Origin of the sequence: Rhizobium sp. NLR8a, from assembly GCF_019685235.1 — a bacterium.
Classification (GTDB): domain Bacteria; phylum Pseudomonadota; class Alphaproteobacteria; order Rhizobiales; family Rhizobiaceae; genus Rhizobium.
Genome location: NZ_JABDWI010000011.1, coordinates 127,088 through 144,092, shown reverse-complemented (window position 1 = coordinate 144,092; position 17,005 = coordinate 127,088). Strand labels below are relative to the sequence as shown.

Below are 17,005 nucleotides of genomic sequence, written 5' to 3'. Positions count from 1 at the left end.
CGCTTCCGGCGATAGTTTTGGACAGCAGTATAAAACTCTATTCCATTCAACCTTGGAAGGAAATTGCGATGAACGTCGCTGGGCGCATCAGTCGGACCATAACCTGGCTGGGCACCGCCTACACCATCAATGTGGGAAGGATTGAGAGCGGCGGAATTGTCGGAGTTTTCGAAAGCACCGTGCCGGCGGGCGGGGGGCCGCCCGTCCACATCCATCACAATGAGGATGAGGTGATCCACGTCATCGAGGGCGCCTATGAATTCTGGCTGAACGGCGCGATCATCCCGGTTGCCGCGAGCAGATCAATCTTCCTGCCACGAGGCGTGCCGCATACTTTTCGGGTGGCGAGCGCGTCTCCGGGACGCAACCTCACCGTCCTGACACCGGGCGGGCTGGAAGAATTCTTCATCGAGGCCGCTGTGCAGGCTCCGCGCCTACCGGAACACATGGATCGGTTGCTGCAGCTTGCGGGACGCTACGGTATCGAATTTCGCGGGCCGCCGGATTGGGACACCGCCCGGGCGTCCTGACGACGGCGCCCTTCATCAACGATTGCAAAGTGCCTCTCCGACCCCTGGTACGAACCCAGCGCTTGAGCGCCTTCGTCTCCGTCGCGACGGAATCGAAGGCGGCTTGCGCGATCGTGATGACATTCCTCAGTTTCTGTTATCTGCACCGACGGCACGTCCGGCCGAGACCGGATGAAACCAGCCTTGTCTGTTCCGACGGGACACCTCGACCACAGGTGAGGTGCGCTACTGCCTTGGCATAGGACGGCAGCGACCGAGAGAGAATGGTTCGAGCCCCCGATCCGGCGCATTCTCCTGCCGTCGGCTGTGGTCGGCCGCGCCGGGAATCCGCTCGGCGATTGTTCTCATGCCGATCAAGTCGCCTGCCCTACTGAAGAGGCAGTTTGCAGCTCATCTTAAAATCAACAGAGGACATTCCTCGTAAAGGACCAGGGAGATTACCATGAAAATCGTCGTTATCGGCGGCACTGGCCTCATCGGCTCGAAGACCGTGGAAAGATTGCGCAAGAAAGGACATGACGTTTTGGCGGCCTCGCCGAATTCGGGCGTCGACACGATCACCGGCAAGGGCGTCGCCGAAGCGCTTGCCGGGGCGCAGGTGGTGCTCGATCTCGCCAACTCGCCTTCCTTCGAAGACAAGGCCGTGCTCGAATTCTTCCAGACCTCGGGCCGTAACCTGCTGAAGGCGGGGGCTGCGGCCGGCGTGAAGCATCACATCGCGCTGTCGATCGTCGGCATGGAGCGGCTGCAGGGCAGCGGTTACATGCGCGCCAAGATGGCCCAGGAGCAGCTGATCAAGGGCTCCGGCATTCCCTACACCATCGTCCGCTCCACCCAGTTTCATGAGTTCATGGCCGGCATCGCCCAGTCGAACACGGTCGGCCAGACCGTGCATCTGTCGCCGGCCTATCTGCAGCCGATCGCCTCGGACGATGTCGCCGACGTCATGGCGGAGGTGGCGCTCGCTGCACCGCTCAACGGCACGATCGAGATCGGCGGGCCCGAGAAGATCCGCCTGACCGATATCGTGACGCGTCTCTTCAAGGCGACGCACGATCCGCGGCAGGTGATGACGGATCCGCACGCCCGCTATTTCGGCGTCGAACTCGACGACACTTCGCTCGTCACCGGTCCGAATGCCCGGCTCGGCAAGATCCGCTTCGACGACTGGCTGAGCCAACAGTTGCTTCAGAAGAAGAGCGCCTGACGGCGAAGCGTCACCTGTCGAGCTATTCCCATCATCGGAGGAGACCAGACATGCTCAGGAAAATCATCTCGGCCGCGGCCATTGCGCTTGTCCTTGCCGCCGGCACTCAGGCTGACGCCGCTGGCGGCAAAGCCAAGGTGACCGTCGTCTTTGAGCAGAAGCTGCCCAATGTTCCCGGCAAGAGCATGAAGGCCGTGCTGGTGGAATATGAGCCGGGGGGCCAGTCGCCCGGCCATACGCACCCGAAGTCGGCCTTCATATACGCCACCGTTCTCGAAGGGGCGATCACCAGCAAGGTGAATGACGGGCCGGAGAAGACCTACAAGGCCGGCGAGAGCTTTCCCGAATTTCCCGGCGATCACCACGCCGTCAGCAAGAACGCCAGCAAGACAAAGCCGGCGCGCCTGCTTGCGGTGTTCGTGCTCAACACCGACGAGACGGAACTGACGACCGACGACAAATAACGCGCAACCGATGCCCGGCGCCGCCGGGCATCGGTTGCGCCGCCGTGTCAAACAGCCTGCAGCGCCAATTCCAGATCGGCGATCAGATCGTCCGGATGCTCGATGCCGATCGACAGCCGGATTGTCGATTCCAGCACGCCGATGCGCTCCCTGACATCGGCGGGCACGCCGGAATGCGTCATGGCGGCGGGGTGGCTCGCGAGCGACTCGGTGCCGCCGAGGCTGACGGCGAGCTTGAAGACCTGCAGCGCGTTCAGGAATTTGAAAGAGGCCGGCTGGCCGCCGCGGATATCGAAGGAGAAGGTCGAGCCGGCGCCGGTGCACTGGGCGGCGAAGGTGCGGCCCGCAGGCGAGTCTGTATCGTGGTAGGGGAGATAGTGGACCTTCTCGACCTTCGGGTGATCACGCAGGAAATCGGCGACGGCGCGCGCATTGCTGTTCGCCCGCTCCATGCGCAGTTGCAGCGTTTCCAGCGATCGGCCGAGCATCCAGCAGGAATGCGGATCGAGCTGCGTGCCGATCGCCCCGCGCAGCGCCTTGACCTGCTTGATGACAGCCTTCCGCCCGAGGACGGCGCCGGCAATCAGATCAGAATGGCCGCCGACATATTTGGTCAGCGAATAGAGAGAGATATCGGCGCCATGCTCGATCGGCCGCTGGAAGACCGGCCCGAGCAGCGTGTTGTCGCAGACGACGACCGGCACATGCCCCTGCCTTGCGCCGATCGCATCAGCCACGCGCCGGATCATCGCGACGTCGACGAGGCTGTTTGTCGGATTGGCCGGCGTCTCGATCAGGATCACGGACACGCGGCCCTTGCCGACCGCCTCATCCGCCGCCTTCTGCACCGAGGCCTCGCTGACGCCATCGGCAAAGCCAACCGCGGCGACCCCGAAATTGAGGAAGGTCTTCGCCAGCAAGGTTTCCGTGCCGCCATAGAGCGGCTGCGAATGCAGGATCGCATCGCCCGGCCGGACGAAGGCGAAGAGCGTGGTGGCGATCGCCGCCATGCCCGAGGAAAATAGCGCGCCGCTTTCCGTCCGCTCATAAACGGCGAGCCTGTCTTCGACGATCTCGCTGTTGGGATGATTGAAGCGCGAATAGACGAGGCCGGCGCCCTTGCCTGCCGGCGGCTCGCGACGGCCGGAGACATAGTCGAAGAAATCCTTGCCATCTTCGGCGGAGTTGAAGACGAAGGTCGAGGTCAGGAACACCGGCGGCTTGACTGCCCCTTCCGAAAGCTCGGGATCGTAGCCGTAGTTCAGCATCTGCGTTTCGGGATGCAGCGCATGATTGCCGATATGGGTTTTGGAAGGATGCGGGGCGGTCATGATCGTCTCCTCTGTCGAACCTGCCGAAGGACAGGATACATCAATTCGAGGAGCAGTCATCGAGACTGCTCTATTAACAGGGGAGCATGATGTCGTCCGAAAAACCGCTCACGCTTTTCGCCTCATGCTCAGACGCTCAGCTCACGATCTCGCCCAGGGTATCGGCGACATAGGCGCCGCGCGCGCCCATCGGCAACGGGTGGCCCGTCGTCGTGTCCCGCGCCGTCTGATGCTCCAGCTCGGCATTGAGCTCCGCGCCGACGATGAGAATGACGACGGAAAGCCAGATCCAGATGAGGAACCCGATCAGTGCGCCGAGGGTGCCGTAGGTCGCGTTGTAATTGGCGAAATGCTCGAGATAGAAGGAGAAGCCGAGCGACATGGCGGCCCAGGCCGCGGCGGTCAAGGCTGCGCCCCAGGTCATCCACCGTATTCTCGCCGGTTCGCGGCTCGGACCGAAGCGATAGACCAGTGTCACGGCCACGGCGACGACGGAGAGAAGCAGCGGCCATCTCAGGAGAAGCGCCATCTGCTCCTTGAACTGATCGAGCCAGAGATAGGAGAGCACGACCGGCATTACACCGACGAGCACCACCATGATGACGGCGAAGAGCATCGCGCATAGCGTGAAGCAGAGGCCGATCAGGTTCAGCCGCACGAGGCTGCGTTTCTCCCTCTCCTCATAGGCGACGTTCATCGCGTCGAAGATCGCCAGCGTGCCACTATGGGTGCTCCAGAGCGCAATACCGAGACCGACGAAAAAGGTTATGCCGAGCGTGCTCTCGCGGTTTTCGACCAGCGCCTTGATCTGATCGGCAAGCAGATCGAAGGCGCCGGGCGGCAGGAGGACAGCCAGTTCGCGCAGATGTTCGGAGATGGTGACGGGATCGGCGATCAGGCCGTACAGCGAGACCAAGGCCGCCAGAGCAGGAAACAGGGCCAGGAGCAGATAGAAGGTGACGCCCGCGGCAATGAGGGTGACCCGGTCGTCAAGGACCTCATGGAAGAGGCGCCAGAACACATCGCGAAGACCGCTCATCGGAATAGCCTCCGGCGTCGCCGCGCTGCGCCCATGATCATCACCCGACCAGCCAGCGGCCGCAGGCGGGGTGAGCGAACCGCACTGCCTTGTCTGAACCAGCACGAACGCCCCGACCGCAGCCACCATCATCGCCGCAGCGAGCGGATATCTCTTGAGGTGGAGCCCATCAGCCATTACCCTATCCTCCGATTTGCTTCGGGGATAACGCCGGGTGCCGCTAAAGGATGCAAGCTGATGCTTTTCTGCGGAAACCCGGGGCGGGGGAGGGGGATCGCGGCGGCCAATGGCGCGCTTGAGCGAAGATCCGGCGCCAGCCTCGCGACCTACAAGCCACTGATCTTATTGGAACCGCGCTCCACTACGGAAGCGAATCGCGAGTTTAGTTTCGTTAGTGCGGTACGGATGATTTCGCGCGCGCCCAGTAGCGGCGATTTTAAGACCTTGGGGACGGCGAATTGACACGCCGCAGACCTGAATTCCGCCTGCCACCGTTTAAATCCGGCGCCTGCCAGGCAGCTGCGACCGGCAATCCGCAGCGTAGAGACGCTGCACGACAATGCCCCATAAACAATAGCGCCAGCGGCAACCGGCAGCAATAGCCGCGACCTTTATCCCGGGAAAAGATTGGCTTCACAGTGCTTGCTTTGGACGCCAGTCATTGAAGCATCCGACAATTTCCCCGGCGACCCCTTGGCCGCCTCCAATGCGTATCGCCCGGAAATGTGCAGCCGTTCCGAGATAACGACATGAGGGAAGCAAGGCGCCAAGGCCGCCAACGACGTCTCCGCCGCCCAACGGACGGTCGGCGGCTTGGTGATCGATGCGCGAGCTACCCCGCATTGGCCGCCGTCGGCCTCCTGCGCGCTGGACAACATGTCCGGTTTTGCTGTCGTACCGGTCATCGGGAAATTCGATATTCCAGACGAGACGACGCAACCGCTCCGGGGCGATGTTTCGATACCAAGCTCCTCCAAACGAAGCAGAAGCAGCAGATGAACGCTCTCGACGACCAGCCCGGCATAGGCGACGAGCTGATACAGCGCCGGATGCATGGCGGCATAGGATTTGAACCCGAACGATGCGGCGATCGCCTCATCGAGGTGCGACGACTTGATGTGAGGATACTGGCCCCGCAGAGCCTTCTTCAGAGCGGCGATATTCGCAGGCGAGAACCTGATGGATGGGTTCAGCATATGACGATCCAATGTCCCTGGCCGAGCCTGCCGATTACGCTTCGACCTTGGTGAACATGGTCGTCGAGAAACTCCACTCGCCCTTCAACCCGGCAGCAGGTTCGGATGGGCTTCCAGGCTGAGACCTTAACCTGCGGACGCTTCTTGCTCAGGATATGGGATCGACAGTGAGGCAAGTCGCCCACGCCAACTGCCCATTGCCTCACCAATTGGGATAGTCGCCCAGTCGGCCGTTGTCCGCGGACAACGGAGCGATCGCTTCGAGATCAGCTGGATCGTGCCGGGTCATGCCGATGGCGAGCAAAGGCTCTGTTTCAGATAAAGGACACACTTGCCATCAAGCCGGCATTCCGGCAGTTTCGCTGCATGGATCTTGCTGCCCTCGTCTCTCGCATACGCGCTCAATTTCGCAACTTCACTCAAAAACACCTGGCGAACTGTGTTCAGGGAGTAACCGAGATAAAGTTGCAGCTGAGCGAGGAGAGCAAGCCATGTCCTTTGACGCCGTCAGAGCCACATTCGGCAATTCGTCTTTCCTGATCGAGCACTTGATGGGGGACGGTGTCTTGATCCGGCATAACCTTGAACAACTGCCGTATGATCATCTCTCCAGATGGTTTCGATTGTGATTGCGGGGATGAACGGCATGCCCCGGCCGCGGACGTATCCGCCGCGATCCATTCGATGCTGCTTCAGCCAGACTGCACCAACATCGATTTCGGCACCGCTCCTCCCAACGCCTTTTGGGAGATCCTGCAATTCTCGAAGCCGCCGGAGCGACGCAAATTGAGATCAGCAACTCGCGAGCCGAATCGGATAGGCTCGTCTAATCGGCTGATGATCCCAGGCCACATGGCGAGCCTCGTTCGTGCGGTGCTATTGAATCTAGGCAGGCACCTCGGCACGTTGTCCGCGGACAACGCCGTGCCCAAGCCCGACACGGCGCCGTGCCTGCAACATCATCTGTACGATATTGACTCAGCCCTTGGCTTGAATTCGCCGCATTGCGGCACTACCTCGTGACGAGCCGAAGCGCTGCCCCTCCTAGCTGCTTCGGCCCGATAGACAGCACTCCTCCTCCCATGCTGTCGGTCACTATCGAAGCCCGGCGCCCTCTCTCCCGCGCCGGGCTTCTTTCACTTTGACACCGAACACTCGCCGCGTCCTTTGAGGCCCTCGGGCGCGTTTTTCCAACACCTCTCGTCGGCTGCGGCGCTCGCCAACGGACATTCCAGCCATGCCGATACCTCCAAGCCGCGACATCCTCCACCGCCCTTGTACGTTGCCGTTGCTGTATAGTGGGGTCGTGCGACGGGGTGCGCATTTCGGGATGAGAGTGGATGGGCATGCCGTGGGGCACCCCTCTGGCCTGCCGGCCATCTCCCCAAATGGTGGAGATCGGCTGGGCGTGACGGCTTCCCCAAACAACTAAAGTAGTGTGATGGTCGCTGCCGCCTGAGAGGGAGCGACGTTCAGACCACCTGCCAATCTCCACCCTTGTGGGGGAGCTGACCGGCAGGACAGAGGGGATGCCACACGGCACGCCGCCCCCAAGAGAGCCTCATCCTTGTCGTTACCCGGCGCACGGTGCACCCATGCTCTTCAGACGCATCTCGAGTGCCGGTGCGATATCTTCCAACTCTTCTCACCAGAAACACCGAACGAGATCAACAGGAACAACCGAGGTGACAGATGAATAGACTTGCGCAATGCCATTGCGGGTCACTCCGCGCAAAGACATCAGGCGATCCGCTCATGGTGGGCGTCTGCCACTGTCGCGATTGCCAGCGCAGAACCGGCGCCGTGGCGAGCAGCGGTGCGATCTTCACGAAGACAGAGGTAACGGTCGAAGGAGAGCGGAAGGTCTTCGAGCGTGACGCCGCGCAGGGGCGCAAGGTTCGATTTCATTTCTGCCCGAACTGCGGCACGTCTCTCTACTGGGAAGGCGATTTCAACCCGGAACTCTGCGTCGTCGCCGTCGGTGCCTTCGCAGACCCGGCATTTCCGCCGCCCCTGGTTTCCGTCTACGAGGAATCGAGACATGATTGGTTTCAACTGCCGGATGGGATGAAGCATGCGCAACGCGGACTGGCTTCGCTAGCGGCCGCGGCCGGTAACGAATAGTCCGGCAGGTGAACAAATCAACCCGGAGACGCGGTCGAGGCGCTTCCCAGGACAGAGCGGAAGAAGCACCCACGCGCAGTCGCGTCAGCTATGGGCGCCACGCTAGCTGATGGCGAAAGGAACAATTCAAGCATCATCTTCGCACTTGTAACGGGCAATCCAGCATCGCTCATTATCGACACCCACGACAAGTGACGGAAGCGAATGGCGATATTGTTTCCGCAACCGAATCCATCCAAACGAAAACAATACCTTATTTCTACCGACAAGGAACTGTGGCCGCCAACAGCGCCTTGACGCTTTCGGCATCAGGGGCGCAAATGTTGCGCCGATGGTTCGTAAAACCGCGCAGGCTGACTATTGTCCCACTATGCCGGGCTCGAGAGTTAGTGGAGCTAACGTCGCTATGAGCGTATTCATTCTCCTCTTGGGCTTTCCTGGCGTCGGAAAGCTGACGATTGCGAGAGAGTTAAGCCCGCTGCTGGATGCGAAGGTCATTGATAATCATTGGTTCAACAACCCGATACTGCGGCTGCTCGATGACGATGGAGCGACGCCCCTCCCGAATGGAATATGGGAATATACCGGAAGGGTCCGGCAAGCCGTCCTGGATGCGATCGTCGCCTATGGCCCTCCCACGGCGAATTTCATTTTCACACATGCCGGCATAGAAGGTGATGAGCGTAGCAATCGCACCTTTCAGTAGATTGCCGGCGCGGCGCAACAACGCGAAGCGCTGCTGGTGCCTGTGAGATTGCTCTGCGACGAGGAAGAGTTGGCGCGGCGCGTTGCCACACCGGCGCGTCGCGAGCGGTTGAAGTCGATTGACGTGCAGGTTGCTAGAGAGAGAAGCAGACGAGCCCAGGTCCTCGACCCTCAGCACCCGTTCACGCTGACTTTGGATGTCACCTCAAAGACGGCGGAAGCGAGCGCAGCAGCCATTCACAATCATGTCTTGAGTATCGCGCAGACGACGGGTTAGAACCCAGCCTCCGACAAAATATCTGCATATGCCAGATAGCTCGCCCCCCCGGATCGTTCGGAGCGCAAGCCCGTCCCTCATACCACCAGCATCCCCTGTCGCTCGGCCAGCGTCACCTCCGCCCGCGTTCCGGCGTTGAACTCCAGAAAATCCGCCTCGATGCCGTCGCTGAAAATCACTCCGTGTTCCGGCATTTCGGAGACGATGGTGAGCGGCTGGTCCTTAGAGACGAGACCGGCGACGATGGTGGTGCCGGTGGTGCGGCTCGGGAAGGGTTCGCGCACGAAGTAGCGCAGATAGTCCGCATCCCAGGCGAAGGACATGTCGATCTCTTGGTCGGCGGGTTCGAGGCCGAGTGCGCTCGCGGCTCCGAGCCAGCCGGAATAGAGGCTCTTCAGCCAGCCGGTCGAGCCCATGCCGGTCGAGACAATGATGCCGCTCGAGGACTGGCGTTCTTCGCGCTCTTCGGCCTGCAGGATATAGCGCGCCGAGACATGGCTTTTCGGGCCGATGAAGAGGTCGTTGACCGCGTGGACGACGGCGCCGGTGTTGAGCGTAGCCTTGGCCATGCTGACATGTTTGATCGGCCGCTTGTCTTTCAGCGCCTCGCCGATCACTTTCGGAAGGCTCTTCGGGTTGAAGGGCAGCAGCAGACCGTCCCAGCGCTTGGGATCGGGGTTGACGCCGAGGACCGGCTGGCCCTCGAGATATTTGAGCGTGTTGGCGACGAGGCCGTCCTGGCCGAGCACGACGACGACATCGTCGGGGCCGAAGACGAAGCTCGCGAGGTAGCGGCGGTCGAGACGCTGGACGCGGGCGACGGCGCGCAGGCTTGCTTCCACCTCTGATATAGCAGTTTCGTAGCGCTTCTTCTCGGCGAGATAGTCGCTGAAGTCGGCGCCGAGATGTTCGACATAGAACTGCGCCTGCTGCACCGTGTTGTAGCGGGCGATGAGTTCGTCGAGCCGGGTCGGCCTGACGACCAGGATGATCTTGCGTTCGTCAGAGGCCGGCACGGTCCTTGCCCTCCTGCGGCTGCAGGATCTCCCTGAGAAGATCGGGCGAGACATTCAGCTGGCCGATCTTCGTCGCATTGTCGGCAAGGTCGCGGAAGGCGAGCGCCATGAGCTGGCCCGGCTGCATGCGGACCGAGGCGAGAGCCTGCAGCACTTTCGGATCAGCTTGCTCGACGGATTTCATCATCGCCGTCAGCGCATAGGCCTGGGCGTCGGCCTCGGCCCGCGCGTTGGTCGCGGCCAGCGTCACCAGGTCGCGGTTCTGCTCTTCGAGCGCGATCTTGCCGGCCATTTCTTCCCGGCGGATCTGCAGCTGCCGCTCCTGCACGGCGCGTTCGGCTTCCATCTGGGCTTCGCGCACTTGGCGCCTCTTGTTCTCCAGGGTGATCTCGGTGGCGATCTCGTTTTCCTTGATCGTCCGCTCCTGCTCGATCGCGGCGTTGCGCCTGCTATAGATGGCTTCGTCGGCTTGGCGCAGCAGCGCTTCGCGGGCATGTGCTTCCAGCGCCTTGGCGGTTTCAGGCTTCGGCATGACGGCAAGCAGCGACAGGCCGAGGATTTCGAGGCCGAGCGCTTCGACCGTCGGATGCACCTTGAGCGCGTCGGCCACGCCGGCGACGAGCGCCTCGCCCGAAGCAAGAACCTCCTTCAGCGACAGCGTCTGAACCTCGGCTCGCATCGCCACCTGGACGCGGTCGATCACGCGGGTCGAAAGCTTCTGCGGATCTTCCGAAACATAGTGGCCCTTGCGGTCGAGCGTGAAATTCAAAAGTGCCGCCGTACGCCGCGGCTCGGCAATACGGTAGGTGATCTGGCCCTGCACCGTCACTTCCTGGAAGTCCGATGTCACCAGGGGAAAAATGAAAGGATCGTTGACGCTCGCCGTCGGCACCAGCACGAGGGAACTCGAAGGCGAAAAATGCCAGAAGGCAAGGCCGGCACCCTCGCGCACGGCTTTGCCGTTCTGATATTGAATGACGTATTGTGTGGGTTCCGTCTTGATGAAGCGCAGTCCGAACATGTCCGTTTCCCTGTTACCGGCGCGAGCCCCGCGCTCGTGTCGAAAAGGAGAAAACACGGCTTAGTGATAAATGTCAACTAACTTAGTTGAAGATTTACACTAAGGCGTAGGCGTGCTATCTTCCCACCATGACCACACACGACAACGACGCCTTCAAACCGATCGCGACCGTCGATCTCGCGATCTTTTCGCTGTCGTCGGAAGGGCTCGCCGTGCTTCTCGTCCGGCGGGCGGCCGCGCCCTTTTCCGGCGAATGGGCCTTGCCCGGCGGCTGGATCCATATTGACGAGGATGCGGATCTGGAGGCTGCGGCGCGGCGGGTGCTGAAGGAAAAGACCGGCGTCGAAACACCCTATCTCGAACAGCTGCAAACGACTGGCAGCGCCGGCAGGGACCCGAGAGGCTGGAGCATCAGCATCGTCTATATCGCGCTGCTTTCGGCCGATGATGTCGCGGAACGGCGGAACGCCATGGCCGAGGAGGCAGAATGGCGGTCGGTCGAGGGCGAGGGCGTCGGTTTTCCCATTGCTTTCGACCACGCGTCCCTGCTCAAGGAGGCGCTCGGCCGTATCCGGAGCAAGGTCGAATATACAAACCTGCCCGGCCATCTGCTGCCGGCCCATTTCACATTGAGCGAACTGCAATCGGTCTATGAGAGCCTTCTCGGCCGCAAGCTCGACAAATCGGCTTTTCGAAAGCGCATGGCGGAAGCCGATTTCCTGGAGCCGGTCGAAGGCGAGATGCGCCGGGCAAGCAATCGGCCCGCCCAGGTGTTCCGCTTGAAGGACATCCGGTCGCTGGTGCTCTTCGACCGCAGAATTTGATCTCTGCATCCTGAGGGATCAGGCGTTGAGACGCTGCTGCGTCTGCCGGTCGAAGAGGCGAGCAACGTCCGCGTAATAGATGCGGTAGAAGGAGTCGCATATGAGAGGGCTCGATAGTGGCGGTTCGTCCGCCCTCCGCTTCGTGCTGATCATGGGAGTCGTCAATCTTTTCGGCGACCTCACCTATGAAGGTGGCGCGGCGATCAACGGCCAGTTCCTTGCGATGCTGGGGGCGAGTGCCGCTGCGATCAGCGTCATTGCCGGCATAGGGGAATTCCTTGGATATGCGCTGCGGCCCGTCGCCGGCTGGATCGCCGACCGGAGCCGCGCCTATTGGGCGATTACCTTTGCCGGCTACGCGATCAATCTCTGCGCCGTGCCCGCAATGTCACTGGCGGGGAGTTGGGAGCTTGCGGGGGCCCTGATCATTGCCGAACGGGTTGGCCGTGCCATGCGCAAGCCGACGGTCGAGACAATGATCTCCTATACCACCGGCGAACTCGGGCGAGGCTGGGCCTTCGGCCTCAATACCGCCCTCGACGAGGCGGGGGCGACGCTGGGGCCATTGATTGCCGCTCTCATTTTGTTCCTGCGTGGCGACTATCGAACCGCCTACGCCCTGCTAACCATTTCTGTTGTGCTTGCAATCATGGCACTCATCGCTGCGCGGCTGACGTTCCCCGTTCCCGAGCGATTGGAGCAGGGCCGCACCGCCACGGCGAAAACGCTAGGCCTGCCTTTACTGGCTCTACATGGGCGCCGGCGCGCTCTTTGCCGCCGGGTTGCTCAGTTATGAGCTCGGAGCATACCATCTGGAGCGCACTCGGACCGTCCCATCTGAATGGATCCCGGTGTTGCTTGCCTTCTCCACCGGATCAGGGGTGGCGGCCAACCTGATCCTCGGCAGGCTCTACGACTGGTCGGATAAGGTGGCGCTCACTGTGGGGATCGTGCTGTCTGCTTGCTTCGCGCCGCTTCTACTCCAGGGCGGCTTCGCGATGGCTGTCATCGCAATGCCATTGTGGGGCATCGGTTACGCGGTGCAGGACACGCTGATGAAGGCAATCATCGCCGGGCTGCTCCCGGAAGGGCGTCGGGGTCTGGGGTTCGGCATGTTCTATTCGGCCTATGGTGGAGGTTGGCTGCTGGGCAGCGTCGCAACGGGATTGCTCTATGATCGCTCGACGCCTGCGCTTGCCGCGTTCGTCGCAACGGCGCAGCTTGCATCCCTTCCGATCTTTTTCCTGGCTCGAAGGGAAGCGCGTCGGGAGACGCAGTCAAACCGGTCGGAATAGCCCCATGCGAGATTCTGAACCTGCGCAGCTTCGCGACCGTCGCTAAGCATAAGCACTTCGCGGCCCTGAATCATCGGGGCACAGAGCAGCGGGGGAGTGTTCGCTGCGGTTCCTTGGAAAGGCACGCGCGAAAATCGCCATCGACGGCGGGAACGAAAATCGCACCTCTCTAATGCTTCATCATCAAGGGAAGTCTCGCGTGCGACAGCAGGTAGCGAGTGACGCGGCCGAGAAGCAGTTCGAGGAAATAGCTATGCTTGAAAGCGCCGATCAGCAGGCAGGTTGCGCCAACGGAACCCGCGAAATCTAGAATGGCCTCGGCAACCGGACGACCCTCCGAGCGGATCGCGACGATGTCGCCTTTCAAGCCGAGCTGCGCAATCAGTTCCCTGGCGGTAAACTGATAGCTGCCGTCGGGCTTGTCGTTGACGCACAAAACGGTGACGTGCTCCGCCACCGCCAGCCAGCGCCTTGCGGCAACGACGGCCGCTCGTGCATGATCGTGCGGTTTCCAACCGATCACGACACGCTGGAGGAGATGGCCGGAATAGCAGCCTGCAGGCGGCACGAGCACGAGCTTGCGTTCGTTGAAAAGCAGGTCGTGGAATGCATCGCGGGCATCCATGTTGCCGTGGTACGGCGTGACCACCAGTGCACTCTCGTGGCATTCGGATGTGACGCAGCGACCGAGATCACCGCGACAATCATCAAGCAGCAGGTCGCTTCGGCCCGGATTGACTTTCTTCCAGCTCTCGAAGACGCTTATCACCCGCTCAAGGCGTTGTTGTGGCGAACCCTCGTCCATGTCGCGCAGCATCTGCAAATCGATTTCTTCGGGTGCGGCGATCATCCGTTCCGGATCTGCACCGACATGGGCGGCCGCCATGCTGCCATTGATGGCTCGAGCGGCGTCTTCCGCGATATCGAGGCAGATGCGAGCACTCGCCGGGTCGGGCAGCAAGGCGATGACATCCGCGTGGGCGGTCAACTCGTGGACCCGCAGGGCCGAGATCACCGCGGGGGGCAACGTTTTTGCGTCGCGACCGTTTGAAGGTGACGTATTCATCAGGACCTCCGTGCGCGATGATCACTCATCGCTCCTGGTCCAATCCTAAAATCATAATACGCCCGCGCCTGGTGGCCCGCAACACGCCAAAGGCTTGAACAGATCGGAGGGCTAATGCCGGCGATGAAAAGCCATCATGGCGGGTGTTGATGGAGCGTCGGGGGGTGCGGCGCAATTTGTCATCAGCAGCTGCGGAACAATGATGTCCTGGCGAGGTTGTGGATGGGCCAGTCACGCAACATCCCAAGGAGGATATCAGGATGCGTATGAAACTCGTAGCAGCCTCGCTTCTCGCACTCGGCATGGCGACATCAGCCTTCGCCCAGTCCAATCCGGCTCCGGCCGGCGCCACGATCGACAAGAACCAGGCCGATCAAGGCGGTGGCGCAAGCAGCGACATGAAAGCCAAGAAGCCGATGGCCACGGATACCACCACGACCGGCTCGACGACCGGCGGCACGATGAAAATGGACAAGACCAAGTGCCCGAACCCGGTCAACAACTCCGCCAACCTCCAGACGCAGGGTGGCACGAGCAACGCCACTCCGATGGACGAAGCTTGCGCGGCGCATAACAACTGACCGGCCTGCCACGCACCAAGAACCCCGCTTCGGCGGGGTTCGGCTTTCAAGAGAGCCTCATACTGAGGTGTCCCGAGGGGCCTCGACAGACGAGGCGGGTGCGCCGACTTCCGATGAATGCAAGGAGCAGCGTTGGAAGGCGTCCTTCGAGGCTCCTCCCCCTCCGGCCTGCACGCGTCACGATGGGGAAGCCGGAGGGCGCCCGCGCCATCCAGGCAGAGACGCCGCATCCGAGAAGGGCGTTGAGAATGATATAAGAAGCTAACCTATTTCCGCGCGATCCGCGCACCCTCCAGCCCTATTTTTCGTTAGCCTCCCGCCCGCGAACAATCACCAAAATTCTAGTTGAGATTGCAGCCGCAAGGTGATCCTATCCTCCGGCTGCGTAGCATTGAGTCCCTCGCCCTTATTTCAACATTCGACCGAGCGGCCCATGTCGATTTCAGATGCGATCTATCGTCCCTTCGAAACCCTGATCCGGCCGCTCGACATTCCCTACCGACCGCTGCCGTCGAAGGGGCCGGTCACCGTGCTCCTGCATTTCATCTCGATGTTCCGCGGTGTGCTGATTGCGCTGGCGCTTTGCTCCATGGTGTTCGAGGTGATCAACCTGACGATCGTCTGGGGGCTCTCGGTCATCGTTGACGGCGTGACTGAGCAGGGCGCTGCCGTCTTCCTGCGCAGCGAATGGCTGCTACTGACCGTTCTCGGTTTTCTGATCTTTCCGGTGATGCCGATCGTGTCTTTCGTGCTCAATACGCTGAACTCGCATACATTGGGCATCGCCATGCCGGCCGCCATCCAGTGGCAGGGTCATAAGGCCGTCGAGCGGCAGGATCTTGCCTTCTTCCATGATCTCTATGCCGGCCAGGTTTCCTCGCGGCTGCAGCAGGTCTCCTCCGCCGTCCAGCAGCAGATCCTCGCCGGCTTCCAATCCATTCCGCGCTTCCTGATGCAGCTGGTGGGCTCAGTGATTTTGCTGAGCGCGCTCGCCTGGCAGCTTGCTTTGCCCGTCGTCGTCTGGATCACGCTCAACGTCGCCTTCACCGCGAGGATCGTGCCGATCTTCGTCGAGCGCTCGCGCCGCACCGCCAAGCAGCGCAGCCTGGTCGCCGGCGCCATCACTGATCTCTACACCAACATGCAGATGATCAAGCAGTTTGCGGCCGAAGACAGCGAGGCGGGCGCCATCCGCCGCATCATCGGCAAGGCGGTGCAGACGCAGCACAGCGAACAGCGCATCTACCGCTCGTCGGAAGTGACCGTCGTCATTTTCAATACGCTGCTGTGGCTGAGCATGCTGGCGATCGGATTTTCCGGCCTCGTCAAAGGCTTCCTCACGGTCGGCGAGTTCGTCGGGGCGATCTATATCCTCCACCGGCTGTCGTCGCAGATCTTCGTCTTCCTGCAGATGGGCCAGCAGATCTTCCAGGCGATCGGCACGATCAAGGACGCCATGCCTGTCATGACGACGCCACCCACAATCATCGACCGGCCGGATGCGACCAACCTCACGGTGCAACAAGGCGAAATCCGCTTCGAAAGCGTCCGCTTCGCCTACAAGTCCGGCAAACCCGTCATCGACAATCTGTCGCTGACGATCCGGCCAGGCGAGAAGGTCGGTCTCGTCGGTCTGTCAGGCGCCGGCAAGACGACGCTGGCAAATCTGCTCCTGCGATTCTACGACATCAACGAGGGCGCGATCCTGATCGATGCGCAGGATATCCGCGCGGTCACCCAAGCGAGCCTTCGCCGGGCGATCGGCGTCATCGCCCAGGATGTCGCGCTGCTGCATCGCTCGGTCGGCGACAATATCCGTTACGGGCGGCCGGAGGCGACGCGGGAAGAGATCGAGCGGGTGGCAAAGATGGCGAGCGCCGATGCCTTCATCGCCGATCTTGCCGACAGCGAAGGCCGCAAGGGCTACGATGCCTTCGTCGGCGATCGCGGCATCAAACTGTCGGGCGGCCAGCGCCAGCGCGTCGCAATCGCCCGCGTGCTCCTGAAGAATGCGCCGATCCTGGTCCTCGACGAGGCGACCTCGGCGCTCGACAGCGAATCCGAAGCCGCTATCCAGGACCGGTTGAACCTCGTCATGGAGGGAAAGACGGTGATCGCCATCGCCCACCGCCTGTCGACGATCGCCAGGATGGACCGGATCGTCGTGCTCGACCACGGCGGCATCGTCGAAGAGGGCAGCCCGGAGAAACTGGTCGAGCAGGACGGCCTGTTCGCCCGCCTGTGGAAACGCCAGACCGGCGGTTTCATCCCCGAGGAGATCGATTGAACGGAACCGGCGCTGCCGCTTGACTCGGCCAGGGACGATGAG

16 protein-coding genes and 1 pseudogene are annotated in these 17,005 nt (G+C 61.6%); 11 read left to right on the top strand and 6 right to left on the bottom strand.

All coding sequences use genetic code 11. From position 1 onward, the window contains the following. Nucleotides 1-68 precede the first annotated feature (68 nt). The 3 genes from HJC04_RS21820 (at nt 69) to HJC04_RS21810 (ending at nt 2,201) form a co-directional block, all read left to right on the top strand. Nucleotides 69-530 (top strand): cupin domain-containing protein, encoded by a 462-nt coding sequence (locus HJC04_RS21820; protein ID WP_210632070.1) that lies wholly within the window; start codon nt 69-71, stop codon nt 528-530. Nucleotides 531-972: 442 nt separating this feature from the next. Then, entirely contained in the window at nt 973-1,737 is a 765-nt protein-coding gene (locus HJC04_RS21815) for an SDR family oxidoreductase (RefSeq protein ID WP_221147081.1), read from the top strand. A 50-nt stretch (nt 1,738-1,787) separates the two neighbouring features. Then, nucleotides 1,788-2,201 (top strand): cupin domain-containing protein, encoded by a 414-nt coding sequence (locus tag HJC04_RS21810; RefSeq protein ID WP_210632068.1) that lies wholly within the window; start codon nt 1,788-1,790, stop codon nt 2,199-2,201. A 47-nt stretch (nt 2,202-2,248) separates the two neighbouring features. On the opposite strand, the gene HJC04_RS21805 is transcribed toward HJC04_RS21810, so the two are convergent. The 3 genes from HJC04_RS21805 to HJC04_RS31880 all read right to left on the bottom strand — a co-directional run bounded on the left by HJC04_RS21805 (nt 2,249) and on the right by HJC04_RS31880 (nt 5,767). After that, nucleotides 2,249-3,532: a cystathionine gamma-synthase family protein gene (locus HJC04_RS21805; RefSeq protein WP_221147080.1), complete on the bottom strand. Its 1,284-nt coding sequence runs from the start codon at nt 3,530-3,532 to the stop codon at nt 2,249-2,251. Between the two features lie 136 nt (nt 3,533-3,668). Next, entirely contained in the window at nt 3,669-4,748 is a 1,080-nt protein-coding gene (locus HJC04_RS21800; protein ID WP_221147079.1) for a YihY/virulence factor BrkB family protein, read from the bottom strand. Nucleotides 4,749-5,182: 434 nt separating this feature from the next. Continuing rightward, nucleotides 5,183-5,767: a hypothetical protein gene (locus HJC04_RS31880; RefSeq protein ID WP_247241776.1), complete on the bottom strand. Its 585-nt coding sequence runs from the start codon at nt 5,765-5,767 to the stop codon at nt 5,183-5,185. Between the two features lie 597 nt (nt 5,768-6,364). On the opposite strand from HJC04_RS31880, the gene HJC04_RS21790 reads away from it, so the two are divergent. From HJC04_RS21790 to HJC04_RS21780, 3 genes and pseudogenes are all read left to right on the top strand, one after another. Then, nucleotides 6,365-6,790 carry a hypothetical protein gene (locus tag HJC04_RS21790; RefSeq protein ID WP_221147077.1) on the top strand — a complete coding sequence of 142 codons (426 nt, stop codon included), beginning with the start codon at nt 6,365-6,367 and terminating at the stop codon, nt 6,788-6,790. 669 nt (nt 6,791-7,459) lie between these two features. After that, nucleotides 7,460-7,891, top strand: coding sequence for a GFA family protein (locus HJC04_RS21785; RefSeq protein WP_221147076.1), 432 nt, complete (start codon nt 7,460-7,462; stop codon nt 7,889-7,891). Nucleotides 7,892-8,297: 406 nt separating this feature from the next. Next, nucleotides 8,298-8,873, top strand: a pseudogene (locus tag HJC04_RS21780) (AAA family ATPase). A 77-nt stretch (nt 8,874-8,950) separates the two neighbouring features. Here HJC04_RS21780 and HJC04_RS21775 read toward each other — a convergent pair. Both HJC04_RS21775 and HJC04_RS21770 read right to left on the bottom strand, forming a co-directional pair. Beyond that, nucleotides 8,951-9,889, bottom strand: a complete 939-nt coding sequence (locus HJC04_RS21775) for a sugar kinase (RefSeq protein WP_221147075.1) — start codon at nt 9,887-9,889, stop codon at nt 8,951-8,953. Continuing rightward, nucleotides 9,876-10,910 carry an SPFH domain-containing protein gene (locus tag HJC04_RS21770; protein ID WP_221147074.1) on the bottom strand — a complete coding sequence of 345 codons (1,035 nt, stop codon included), beginning with the start codon at nt 10,908-10,910 and terminating at the stop codon, nt 9,876-9,878. The genes HJC04_RS21775 and HJC04_RS21770 overlap by 14 nt, the downstream gene beginning before the upstream one ends. Before the next feature lie 128 nt (nt 10,911-11,038). Between HJC04_RS21770 and HJC04_RS21765 the strand changes: the two genes are divergently transcribed. The 3 genes from HJC04_RS21765 to HJC04_RS31870 all read left to right on the top strand — a co-directional run bounded on the left by HJC04_RS21765 (nt 11,039) and on the right by HJC04_RS31870 (nt 13,029). Next, nucleotides 11,039-11,734, top strand: a complete 696-nt coding sequence (locus HJC04_RS21765) for an NrtR DNA-binding winged helix domain-containing protein (protein WP_221147073.1) — start codon at nt 11,039-11,041, stop codon at nt 11,732-11,734. Nucleotides 11,735-11,834: 100 nt separating this feature from the next. Next, nucleotides 11,835-12,530, top strand: coding sequence for an MFS transporter (locus HJC04_RS31875; protein ID WP_259668915.1), 696 nt, complete (start codon nt 11,835-11,837; stop codon nt 12,528-12,530). Then, a complete protein-coding gene (locus HJC04_RS31870) occupies nt 12,487-13,029 on the top strand; it encodes an MFS transporter (RefSeq protein WP_247241774.1) in 543 nt (180 codons plus the stop codon). The genes HJC04_RS31875 and HJC04_RS31870 overlap by 44 nt, the downstream gene beginning before the upstream one ends. 169 nt (nt 13,030-13,198) lie before the next feature. Here HJC04_RS31870 and HJC04_RS21755 read toward each other — a convergent pair whose 3' ends face one another. Further along, nucleotides 13,199-14,095: a universal stress protein gene (locus tag HJC04_RS21755; protein WP_210632059.1), complete on the bottom strand. Its 897-nt coding sequence runs from the start codon at nt 14,093-14,095 to the stop codon at nt 13,199-13,201. Nucleotides 14,096-14,355: 260 nt separating this feature from the next. Between HJC04_RS21755 and HJC04_RS21750 the strand changes: the two genes are divergently transcribed. Together HJC04_RS21750 and HJC04_RS21745 are read left to right on the top strand one after the other, a co-directional pair. After that, nucleotides 14,356-14,676: a hypothetical protein gene (locus tag HJC04_RS21750; protein WP_221147071.1), complete on the top strand. Its 321-nt coding sequence runs from the start codon at nt 14,356-14,358 to the stop codon at nt 14,674-14,676. Nucleotides 14,677-15,109: 433 nt separating this feature from the next. Further along, nucleotides 15,110-16,963, top strand: a complete 1,854-nt coding sequence (locus HJC04_RS21745) for an ABC transporter ATP-binding protein (protein WP_221147070.1) — start codon at nt 15,110-15,112, stop codon at nt 16,961-16,963. The last annotated feature ends 42 nt before the right edge of the window (nt 16,964-17,005 follow it).

Coding starts and splice junctions, on each gene's coding strand:
- HJC04_RS21820 (WP_210632070.1), top strand. CDS start 69: ATGAACGTCGCTGGGCGCATCAGTCGGACCATAACCTGGCTGGGCACC.
- HJC04_RS21805 (WP_221147080.1), bottom strand. CDS start 3,532: ATGACCGCCCCGCATCCTTCCAAAACCCATATCGGCAATCATGCGCTG.
- HJC04_RS21750 (WP_221147071.1), top strand. CDS start 14,356: ATGCGTATGAAACTCGTAGCAGCCTCGCTTCTCGCACTCGGCATGGCG.
- HJC04_RS21800 (WP_221147079.1), bottom strand. CDS start 4,748: ATGGCTGATGGGCTCCACCTCAAGAGATATCCGCTCGCTGCGGCGATG.
- HJC04_RS21770 (WP_221147074.1), bottom strand. CDS start 10,910: ATGTTCGGACTGCGCTTCATCAAGACGGAACCCACACAATACGTCATT.
- HJC04_RS31875 (WP_259668915.1), top strand. CDS start 11,835: ATGAGAGGGCTCGATAGTGGCGGTTCGTCCGCCCTCCGCTTCGTGCTG.
- HJC04_RS21815 (WP_221147081.1), top strand. CDS start 973: ATGAAAATCGTCGTTATCGGCGGCACTGGCCTCATCGGCTCGAAGACC.
- HJC04_RS21790 (WP_221147077.1), top strand. CDS start 6,365: ATGATCATCTCTCCAGATGGTTTCGATTGTGATTGCGGGGATGAACGG.
- HJC04_RS21765 (WP_221147073.1), top strand. CDS start 11,039: ATGACCACACACGACAACGACGCCTTCAAACCGATCGCGACCGTCGAT.
- HJC04_RS21785 (WP_221147076.1), top strand. CDS start 7,460: ATGAATAGACTTGCGCAATGCCATTGCGGGTCACTCCGCGCAAAGACA.
- HJC04_RS21745 (WP_221147070.1), top strand. CDS start 15,110: ATGTCGATTTCAGATGCGATCTATCGTCCCTTCGAAACCCTGATCCGG.
- HJC04_RS21810 (WP_210632068.1), top strand. CDS start 1,788: ATGCTCAGGAAAATCATCTCGGCCGCGGCCATTGCGCTTGTCCTTGCC.
- HJC04_RS31880 (WP_247241776.1), bottom strand. CDS start 5,767: ATGCTGAACCCATCCATCAGGTTCTCGCCTGCGAATATCGCCGCTCTG.
- HJC04_RS31870 (WP_247241774.1), top strand. CDS start 12,487: ATGGGCGCCGGCGCGCTCTTTGCCGCCGGGTTGCTCAGTTATGAGCTC.
- HJC04_RS21755 (WP_210632059.1), bottom strand. CDS start 14,095: ATGAATACGTCACCTTCAAACGGTCGCGACGCAAAAACGTTGCCCCCC.